9 protein-coding genes and 1 pseudogene are annotated in these 9,011 nt (G+C 67.5%); 3 read left to right on the top strand and 7 right to left on the bottom strand.

What is annotated here, in order from left to right:
• The 4 genes from EAO72_RS09315 to EAO72_RS09305 all read right to left on the bottom strand — a co-directional run.
• Positions 1-224, bottom strand: a 224-nt coding sequence (locus EAO72_RS09315) for a transposase (RefSeq protein ID WP_148015812.1), incomplete at its 3' end; no start/stop codon positions are given.
• Positions 225-249: 25 nt separating this feature from the next.
• Positions 250-846: a hypothetical protein gene (locus tag EAO72_RS41880; RefSeq protein ID WP_187284987.1), complete on the bottom strand. Its 597-nt coding sequence runs from the start codon at positions 844-846 to the stop codon at positions 250-252.
• A complete protein-coding gene (locus EAO72_RS41875; protein WP_187284986.1) occupies positions 810-1,313 on the bottom strand; it encodes a hypothetical protein in 504 nt (167 codons plus the stop codon). The genes EAO72_RS41880 and EAO72_RS41875 overlap by 37 nt, the downstream gene beginning before the upstream one ends.
• A 695-nt stretch (positions 1,314-2,008) precedes the next feature.
• Positions 2,009-3,250: a hypothetical protein gene (locus EAO72_RS09305; RefSeq protein WP_261991388.1), complete on the bottom strand. Its 1,242-nt coding sequence runs from the start codon at positions 3,248-3,250 to the stop codon at positions 2,009-2,011.
• 200 nt (positions 3,251-3,450) lie between these two features.
• Here EAO72_RS09305 and EAO72_RS09300 point away from each other — a divergent pair, with 200 nt between their 5' ends.
• A complete protein-coding gene (locus EAO72_RS09300) occupies positions 3,451-3,786 on the top strand; it encodes a hypothetical protein (RefSeq protein ID WP_148016780.1) in 336 nt (111 codons plus the stop codon).
• A 204-nt stretch (positions 3,787-3,990) separates the two neighbouring features.
• Here EAO72_RS09300 and EAO72_RS09295 read toward each other — a convergent pair whose 3' ends face one another.
• The gene (locus EAO72_RS09295; protein WP_261991387.1) at positions 3,991-4,407 is read right to left on the bottom strand and encodes a hypothetical protein; all 417 of its coding nucleotides are present in this window, start codon (positions 4,405-4,407) and stop codon (positions 3,991-3,993) included.
• 101 nt (positions 4,408-4,508) lie between these two features.
• Here EAO72_RS09295 and EAO72_RS09290 point away from each other — a divergent pair, with 101 nt between their 5' ends.
• Entirely contained in the window at positions 4,509-5,414 is a 906-nt protein-coding gene (locus EAO72_RS09290; protein ID WP_187284985.1) for a carbon-nitrogen hydrolase family protein, read from the top strand.
• 320 nt (positions 5,415-5,734) lie between these two features.
• A pseudogene (locus tag EAO72_RS09285) lies at positions 5,735-6,148 on the top strand (enoyl-CoA hydratase/isomerase family protein); the annotation flags it as partial.
• Between the two features lie 84 nt (positions 6,149-6,232).
• On the opposite strand, the gene EAO72_RS09280 reads toward EAO72_RS09285, so the two are convergent.
• Together EAO72_RS09280 and EAO72_RS09270 are read right to left on the bottom strand one after the other, a co-directional pair.
• The gene (locus EAO72_RS09280; RefSeq protein WP_148016778.1) at positions 6,233-6,685 is read right to left on the bottom strand and encodes a DUF5707 domain-containing protein; all 453 of its coding nucleotides are present in this window, start codon (positions 6,683-6,685) and stop codon (positions 6,233-6,235) included.
• Between the two features lie 782 nt (positions 6,686-7,467).
• The coding region (locus EAO72_RS09270; RefSeq protein ID WP_261991386.1) for a PP2C family protein-serine/threonine phosphatase at positions 7,468-9,011 on the bottom strand (1,544 nt) is incomplete at its 5' end.

Raw genomic sequence — 9,011 nt, 5'->3', positions numbered from 1 at the left:
TCCGCGGCCGCTGTCACCTGCGCTGCCCGGGACACTGTCCCGGTGTTCCGGGCAGCGTCCGGGCCGACGCCCCGGACTTCGCGGGCCCGCAGCACCCAGTTCCGCAGGGTGTTCCTGTTGATGCCCAGGTCGGCGGCGATGCTCTTGTAGGTCGCCCCAGGTGTGGACTCGAACAGGTCCACGGCATCGGTCTTGAACTCGTCCGAGTAGTCCTTCATCGCCATCGGCGGTCTTCTCGCTTCCTCCGGATCAAGCAGATCCAGTATCAGCGTGTCCACCACTCAGGGGGAGGCTCCAGGCGTGGGCGTATGCGGCGTGCGCTTGGTGCAGGGCGGTTTCCCGGTTCTGCCGTGCTGCCTCCTGGGCCTGCTCGTCTGCGCGCCAGCGTTGTTCCGCGGCTTCGCCTCGGAGGTCGACTTCCTGCGCGATTTCGGCGAGCTGGTCCTCCAGGGGGCGGCCGTCGAGGTCGGTCCATTCGCTGCCGCGGTGCGGGGTGCCGCCCCGGAGGATGAAACGCAGCCGGTTGGCGGGGGTGTAGTCGTAGCGGGGGATGCGCATCCATGTGTGCTTCTCGGCGTCGGTGCGTTCCTTGTCGGTATGGATGTGTTTGCTGTGGTCGTGTTCCTGTAGGACGAGGACGTCGATGCATTCGGCTTGGGCGGTGATGGTGAAGTGCGGTGCTGCCTGTCGGCGGTGGCGTGGCGCGGGAGCGTCTGGAGTGGGGCCGAGCGTGGTCGTGTGGCCCTTCGATTGGGCGTCGGTTACAAGGGCTTGGATGAGGCGCAGGGCTCGGTTGTAGACGGATTTGGTCAGCCCCATGCCCTCGGGGCGCTTTTGGAGGGCCACGACCACTGGATGAGGCTGGGTAAGTCTCGCGGGCACGTTGATGGGGTGATTTCGGTGAGCCGCCATGCAGGGATGTCGACGAGCTTGATTTCGTAGCCGCTGTAGGTCTGCTTTCCGCGGAGCTCCTGTGAGTGCGGGATCTTGCCGGACTGGCGTGCGGCGCTGATCCGCGATGCCCAGTTCACTGCGTGCGGGCCGGATTCGTTCGCCTTGACGAGGCGGTTGTTGTTGGCTGTCAGTTCTTCAAGGAGCTGGTCGGTGTAGTTCGTGCGGGTCTTCGGCGTGGTTTGGGGGCGTCGTGTCGCCAGATCCCCCGGCGCCTCAGGTGCTTCGGCGTCGTGGTCGCGTGGGCCGATACCGATATCGGCAAGATACTGTCGTCCCTCATCGGTGAGCTCGGCGTTCCAGTACCCACGCCGTTTGGTGACTTTGATCAGTCCTCGGCATTGCAGAGCCTGAGCGCTCACCTTGTACGTACTGTCCGGCCAAAACCCGGAGGGGCACCCTTGACTCACCCACGAGAGTACGGCGTGCTGCCGCTCGTTCAGGTCCCCGCGCACGCGGCCCTCCCACGGTTGTGTACCTGCGCTGCCCCGCTCACGATGCCCTTTCCCGTTACGGGAATTCAGGCAGGCTGAAGGACAGTGCTTCGTTCAGATGACATCTACGGGTGAGGGCCCGTGAGTTTGGCCAGTGTGGGGTACGGTGTCGGCGGCCGGGGCCGCTCGCCCGTGGAATGGGCGGGGCGTCGCGCAGTTGTTTCCACAGGGGGTTCAGGCCGAGGGTGCCGCGTTCACGGGTGGTGGCCACGAGGTCGAGGTGAATGGGCGGGGCGGGCGGGCCTGTCACGGACTTTCAACGGTCCTCAGCGCGCGGCTTCGCACACCTAGACAACTCTTTACCTTTTAGCGGCCCCCGATTGGCAAGTGCGATCATGCTGGTATCCAGCACCGGGAGTGCCCTGGTCTTCCCCAACGAACACCAGGGTTAAAGCCTCTGCGTTGCCGCAGACCCCACTGTGGGATCTCAAATTCCGTGTCGGAATCTCACGGTCGATGTCGGATGGAAGTCGGATCCGACACCATGCTGAGACTCGCAGGTCGCAGTAGACAAGAGAGAGCGCGGTCAGTGGGTTGCTGCTTCTCTACGCTGGTGCCCACGTTCACTCATTGGGGGACTCCGTTGCCAGCGGGATGCCGCACCGCCAGCAGCCGTTCGCGTGGTCGTCCCCGCAGACGAAACCGATGCCACCATCCACGCACCATTCGGCGGCCTCCTCGGACAGCAGGTCGGGCCCGGCATGGAGCAGCCGACGGAGTTCCGTGGTGTCCGCGATGTCGGCCGGGCGGTTCGTGAACCATTCGTCGAACCAAGGCTTGTCTCGGTGCACGTTCCAGCGCGCATTCTCCCGGTCGTCGACAGCCGTAGTGAACCGACCGACGATGCGCCCCCAACTCGGAGTTCCGAACCAGCCGTTGTCGGACGCGCAGAAGAATTCGATCAGGGTTCGCAGGCCGAACGTCTTCTCGCGAAGGCAGTACGCCCGCCCCCAAGCGATCGCGTCCTGTGCCATCTCCGCGAGTTCTTCGCGCGGATCAGCCTCGTGCGCCGGGTCGTCAGGGTTATGGCAGGCCAGCCCGAGCTCGAGAACAGACTGCCCGGTCGGTAGAACCCGGGACGGGTCGACGATCGCGAGACCGAGACTGATCCAGTCGACATGTTCGAACGACAGCATCGAGCGCACGAGTCGGGTGGTTGCCGTGTTGATCCGCATCATTGTGCCGTCGTGGAACGGGCTCTTCCCGGCATGCCAGTTCTCGACGGGTGTGTTGCGCCACACCGCGAGCGTGATGCGGGTGGCAGCGAGCCACAGCAGGGCGTCGTCGTCGAGGTGCCCGAACCGCTTGGCGCACTCCTGTGCGCCGTAGGGGATCAACTCCTCCGGTTTCGGCCACCTGTGGCTGTCCGGCCCTTCAGGCGCGTACTCGTAGTCGTCGGCGTACTCGTCGAGGATCGCACTCAACTCGGCAGCGCTGTAAGCCTCGCTGTACTCGGAGCCGTCCGGCCCCTCGACGGTGTACATGTCGTGGTCCCAGGAGAGGTACACATCGCGCCAGAGCACCACGTCATCGCACTCGCCGGCGTTGTCCGTCACAACCGGCCTGATGGTGATCGGGGCAGTACGCCCGTCGGTTCGCTCGCCGTCCTTCTCGGCGGCCCATGCGGTGATGACCCCGAGCGGCTTCGGAAGGAGAGGACCGACCTCGGTGATGCTGAACGGCTCGTCGTCGTCATCGGTGTCGAACCGGCTGTTGACGAACGCGACCGCCTCGGAGGGTGTGCTGACGATGGACTGGCTACCACTCTCGTTGTCAACCACTCGCCACAACGGGCTGTTCTTCACGAGGCTCTCCGATCGCGGTGAGTGCACCCGGGGCGGGTGCGATGTGCCGGGTCGCTCGGCACTGACTCCGATTATGGGCTGATCAGCCCATCCGTAGTCCTGAAAGGCGCTTGTTGGCGACAGCGTTCGGTACGTTCGCGTGCAACCTGCTTTTCGCGACCGCGGCGACACAGCAGAGTTCCGCAGCGGAGGAGTCGAAGATGGCGCTGAACAAGAAGGGTTCCCGGCGCATAACCGTTGACGGGATCGAGTACCGCTGGCGGATCCGCAGGAAGCTCTCCTACATGCAGGGCCTCTGCTGGACACCGCTGACCTATGCGGTTGAAGCGGCCAGCAGCAGCCAGCCGGGCACGACCTTGATCGTCAACAGCGGTCAGGCCCATCCCAGCAACTGGGTGGGCGTCGAGACGGAGCCCATTCGTCCGGCTCACGTTGCTGCCAGCATTCGAGAGGCACGGGATCAAGGCTGGGATCCAACCCGGGTCGGTTCTCCTTTCCAGCTCGACCGATCGGCAGGATTCATCGCCCAGTCATGAGACAGAGCGGAGTAGGGCGGCGCATCTGGCCCGGCACCATGGCCTGGTGACCAGATGGATGCGCTGCTACTGGGACGAGGAAGACATCTGGTCTCCTCCGACGAGGGAGCGTCCTGCATGAGCTGGCCGCGGAGGCTGCCTTCGCTGCCCATGGCAACAACACCGGCTGAAACCGACACCCAAGGGGAGGGCCCCATTGGCTGATCAACTGGAGGGGAGCCCGAGTTTGTCGAAAAACGCCCGGTTGCGTTCGGTAGCGGCGTTGACGAGGCGGTCGAAGCTCACCACTTCGATGTATGCCTTGAGCGGTTCGTTGAAGCCGAAGTAGCCCATGCCGTCGTGCGTGGGCCGCAGAGTCGCGTACTCGCATCTGTCCACCATCGTCTTCGTCAGATCGGCGAGGACGTAGCAGAAGGCAGGTGCTTCACGTGTAGGGAGATTCGGCCGCCCGAGCGCGGTCTTCACTCCGCCGGCCCGCACACGCTTGACGTAGTCCAGGCACTGCTGGATGGGGTCCTTGTCCTCCGAGGCGTCATTGCGCATCGGCCGCTTGACTTCGACCACGACGATGGACGGCAGCGGCAGCGATTGCCCCTCCGAGGCCAGGACTGGCGAGCCCACCCCTACACCCGCAGGCTGCTCGACGCCGTCCCCGGGCTCCGCCCACCGGACGGCGCCCCGCCGAGCACACCCGCAGCCGCCACCGCACAAGGAGCCCACCAGTGAGCCGAATACTCGGCGTCGCCCTCGCGCAGGTCGCACCCGTAACCGGTGACCCCCAAGCGACGTTCGCGAAGTTCAGCCGCGAGGTGCGCTCCCTCAAAGCCCTCTCCCCGTCCATCGACCTGGTCGTCTTCCCCGAGCTGTACCTGAGTGCCTCCGGCAGCTTCGACGCCCGCCACCCGGCCGGCTACCTCGACGGCCTCGCCGAACCGATCCCGGGCCCCATCACCGACGCGGTATGTCGGCTCGCGGCCGACACCGGGCTGTGGATCGTCCCCGGCAGCATCCCGGAGCGATCGGCCAAGGGTGTCCACAACACGGCCGTCGCCATCTCCCCGCAGGGCGAAGTGGTGGCCTCGTACCGCAAGATCTTCCCCTGGATGCCGTACGAGACCTCCGTGCCCGGCGACACCTACGTCACCTTCGACATCCCCCAGGTGGGCCGCTTCGGCCTGGCGATCTGCTACGACGGCTGGGTACCGGAGATCTCCCGCACCCTCGCCTGGATGGGCGCCGAGGTCATCATCCAGCCCACCTACACCCGCACCTCCGACCGTGAACAGGAACTGGTCCTCGCCCGAGCCAATGCCATCACCAACCAGGTGTACGTCCTCAACCCGAACATCGGCGGCCTTTTCGGCACCGGCCGGAGCATCGCCACCGACCCCGAAGGCCGCGTACTGGCCCAGGGCGGCGCAGGCGAGGAGTTCCTCACCTTCCACCTCGACCTCGACCTCGTGGCCACCACCCGTGAACGCGGCACCCTCGGCCTGAACCCCCTGTGGAAACAACTGCGCGACGCCCCGCCCCCCTTCCCGCCCGCCACCGAGGGCTACGACAAGGGCCAGATCATGACCGGCCTCGGCCCGCTGTATCCCTCCCGGGCCGGATCGCCAGGAGCCTGAGACGCCCAGCGGTCCCGCAGCCGCTACCGGCTGCCCGGCGCCTGACGCCCTGGCTCCGCAGCGGGCGCCGAGTTTCCGCCGCCGAGCCCTCTTGGAGCCGCGCTCAGATACTGCTCCAGCGGCCGGCAGCTGCTCATGATGTGGCCGCCCATTGCGCCTGGTCCGCCCACTCGCCCAGCTGGGCCTTCTGTCGGTCCCTCATGTGCCCGCCGATCTCCCCGGAGAACGCCATGCTCGACCACCCCGCCAACACACACCAGGCCGAACGGCTGCGCGAAGGTTCCCGGACAGGACGCCGTGCCCGCGAGCCGGGCGCGCCGCTTTCCCTGCCCCTGATCAACGTGGCCGCCCTTCAAGGGCACACCTTTGCAGCTGGCGCCATGCTGTCCCTGGCCCACGACTTCGCGTGATGCGCGCGGACCGCGGCTACTGGTGCCTGCCCGAGGCGGACATCAACATCCCCTTCACTCCTGGCATGTCCGCCCTCATCCAAGCCCGGCCGGCACCGCAGACCGCGCACGAGGCCATGCTCACCGCACGCCGCTACGGCGGTGCAGACGCACTCGCCTCCGGGATCGTGGACCACACCGTGAACGAGGATGCCGTCAGCGCCACCGCCATCGAGATCGCCCAGGCTCAGGTTGCCAAGTTCGGCGACACGCCCGACACGATCAAGGCCCGCGTGTACGCCCGTACCAATTGCGGTCCTCCGAGACCGGTCCAACTCTCCGGGCCAGGCCATTGCCTTCGGACCATCTGTTCGTTGGCTCCGACCGAACTGCCCGCGAGGCGGCGCCGATCTCACACCCGCGTGTGGATCACAACACGGTGAAGTCGGCGGCCTTGGCGACCAGCGTCGTCTCGCCGTCCTCGCTGGTGGCCAGGACGGCGACGTGCCACACGCCACGCGGGGACGCCTCGGTGTCGGCGCGGGTGACGGTGGCCTTGTAGGTGCAGCGCACGGTGTCCTCACCGGACGCCTTGCAGACGGCCGACTCCACGGCGGCCATGTCCTTTGCGGTCAGTCCCTCCTTCGTGAACGGCGAGTTCGCGGGCCAGGCCAGGACCTTCACATTCCTGACGCCCGAGGACGCCGTGACGTCGGTAGTGAAGATCAAGGAGCCACTGCGGTCGCCCTCCGGGGCGGCATAGCGGGCAGCGCTGTGCGCTACGGAAGGAGGCTGTTCTCCGGCGTGGGCGAGGGCGAGGGCTCCGGAACCTCCGAGGACGACGACACCGGCTACCACGGACAGAACGATGCGACGCGACATGAGGAAATCCCCCTACTAGGTCCCACTGGATCAAACCGGCGTTCTTGGCTGCGCCGTTGGGCCCATACTCGCCGCGCGGCGGACACCGGGTATGAGCACACCTACTCAGCCCACGCCTGAGTAGAGCCTGTGGACCTGGTTGATCGTCGTCAGGGTTTCGGGCTGCGTCGGCTTCCTGGACGCAGCGGAACCCGACGTGGCTGGTGGTGTCGTGCGGGCCGTGGGCCTGGCGTGCGGCCGGTCGGTAGCGGTGGCAGTAGGAAGGGGCGCACAGGTGTGAGCCGCGAATGGTGTACGCGGCCCGACCTCGTCCCCTCCGCCATGTCCGACCGCACCTTGTGCAAGCACGTTATGAGACTGCTGCGTGGTCCGCCTATCCCTGCGGCGTAGCCAGCCGCCGGGAGAATGTCCGAGACCATTCCAAGACGGTCTCCCAATCCGCCCGCTCGGCTGCGCGTGCTTCGTCCAGGGAGCCGCACGCGACCGAACGCGGACCTTCGGCCCGCTTCGAAGGTTGAGCGGCTTCCGAGCTGCTGGGGCGTCACCCGCCGGGGAATGGCCGATCGCGCGCCTCGGTGATGTGTCAGCGGCTCAGGAAGCCCACGGCTTGGCGGATTGACCTGATGACCTCGCGCACCGCGACCGGCTGAGCCGGCTTGTGGCACCGTGATCCGCGAGTGGGCAGTACGTGGTCCTGGGGACGGTCACCGCGCCGGGCGGCAGGAAGCGCCCCGGTCAGTGGTGGCTCCACCGAGCGTCCAGGTCCGCGTCACGGGTTCGCGTCACGTGCTGATGCGGCGCAGGGCCAGCAGGGTCGCGTCGTCGGTGCGGTGCGGGCCGTCCAGCCGGGCCACGAGCCGTTCGATGTAGTCCTGGAGCCCGGCGTGGCCGACGCCCGGGGGCGCTTCCTCGTAGCAGCGTTCCGCCGCATCGAGGAAGCGTCGCGTGTCCTGGTCCGGGTCGGCCGGTCGGCGTTCGGTGAGGCCGTCCGAGTACATCAGGACGACGTCGGAGACCTCCATCGGTGTGTTGGTTGCCGTGTAGTCCGTGAGGGGCAGGACACCCAGGGAGAGGCCGGGGCCTTCGGCGGGCGTCGGCAGTTGGGCGGCTCGGCCGTCGCGTACCAGGACCGGGCGCGGATGCCCGGCGCAGGTCCAGCGGAGCAGCGCGCGTTCGGGGTGGTAGCGGGCGATGATCGCGGTGGCGGTGGACTCGCTTCCGTCGGCGCAAGCCACCTCGTTGAGCCACTGCGTCAGCTGTTCGACGGGTTCCTCGGTGTAGGCCAGGCCGGCCAGCGCGTACCTCAGTTTGGCCATCAGGGTGACCGCTTCCAGCCCGTGTCCCCGGGCATCGCCCAGCGCGATCAGGAGGCGGCCGTCGGGCAGTTTGCGGGCCTTGTACCAGTCCCCGCCGACACCGGCCCCTCGGGCGTCGGGGCGGTAGACGGCCGCTGCCTGGAGGCCGTAGGCGTCCAGCTCGTCCTGGAAGTGGGGCAGCACCGCTTCGCGCAGGGTGTCGGCGACTTCCGCCACGGCGTTGGCGCGCTCGTGCTCGCGATGCGCCTCGAGCGCGGAGCGCTGTGCCGCCTCGCGTCGCCGCCGGTCGGTGGTGACGTCGATGAGGACGGCCCGCAAGGCCCACACCAGGCTGCCGGGAGCGACGCGCACGGGTTCGGCGACCATGCGGAACACACGGTTGCCACTGCCGCGCAGACGCAGTTCGCACTCGGTGGTGCGTTTGCGCAGGATGACGTCGTACAGCGTCTGGTAGAGGCCGGGCAGGCTGTCCGGCGTTGCCTCGTTGGCCAGGTCGAAGAGGCTGGGAAGGGCCGTGCCGTCCTTCAGGCCGAGCATGTGGCGAAAGCCCCGGGAGGGCTCGACGCCGTCGTCGCCGAGATTCCACTCCGCCCAGCACGTGCGTACCAGTTGCTGGGCGGCGGCCGCCATGCGGAGTCGGCTGCCGCGTTCCCAGGTCAGCAGGAAGTGTTCACCGCAGGGCGCGACCCGGACCTCGTCGTTGATCCGCACCGGTCCCGCGTGCGTGGCCACCACCCACTCCACCCTTTCGGGCCCTTGCGGCGTGCCCAGGCGGAACGCGTCGGCGAGCATGCGGGGCATCGCCGTACGGACCAGGCCGGGGAACCTTTCGAACAGCGAGGCCGGTGCGGACCACGGGAGAACGGAGCCCTCGGGAAGGCGCGAGGCCGTGTCGGCGTGGGCCAAGAGGTTGTGGCTCACGTAGCGGGCGTCCTGGAGCTCGCCGTCCTCGSCGAGGACGGGGGTCAGCAATAGAGCCGGTACGGGGAGGGCGTCGAGCACCTCCTGGC

Origin of the sequence: Streptomyces sp. OR43, from assembly GCF_008042275.1 — a bacterium.
Taxonomy (GTDB): Bacteria; Actinomycetota; Actinomycetes; order Streptomycetales; family Streptomycetaceae; genus Streptomyces.
Note: the sequence above shows the minus strand (reverse complement) of the source record. Positions and strands in the feature narration are given on the sequence as shown.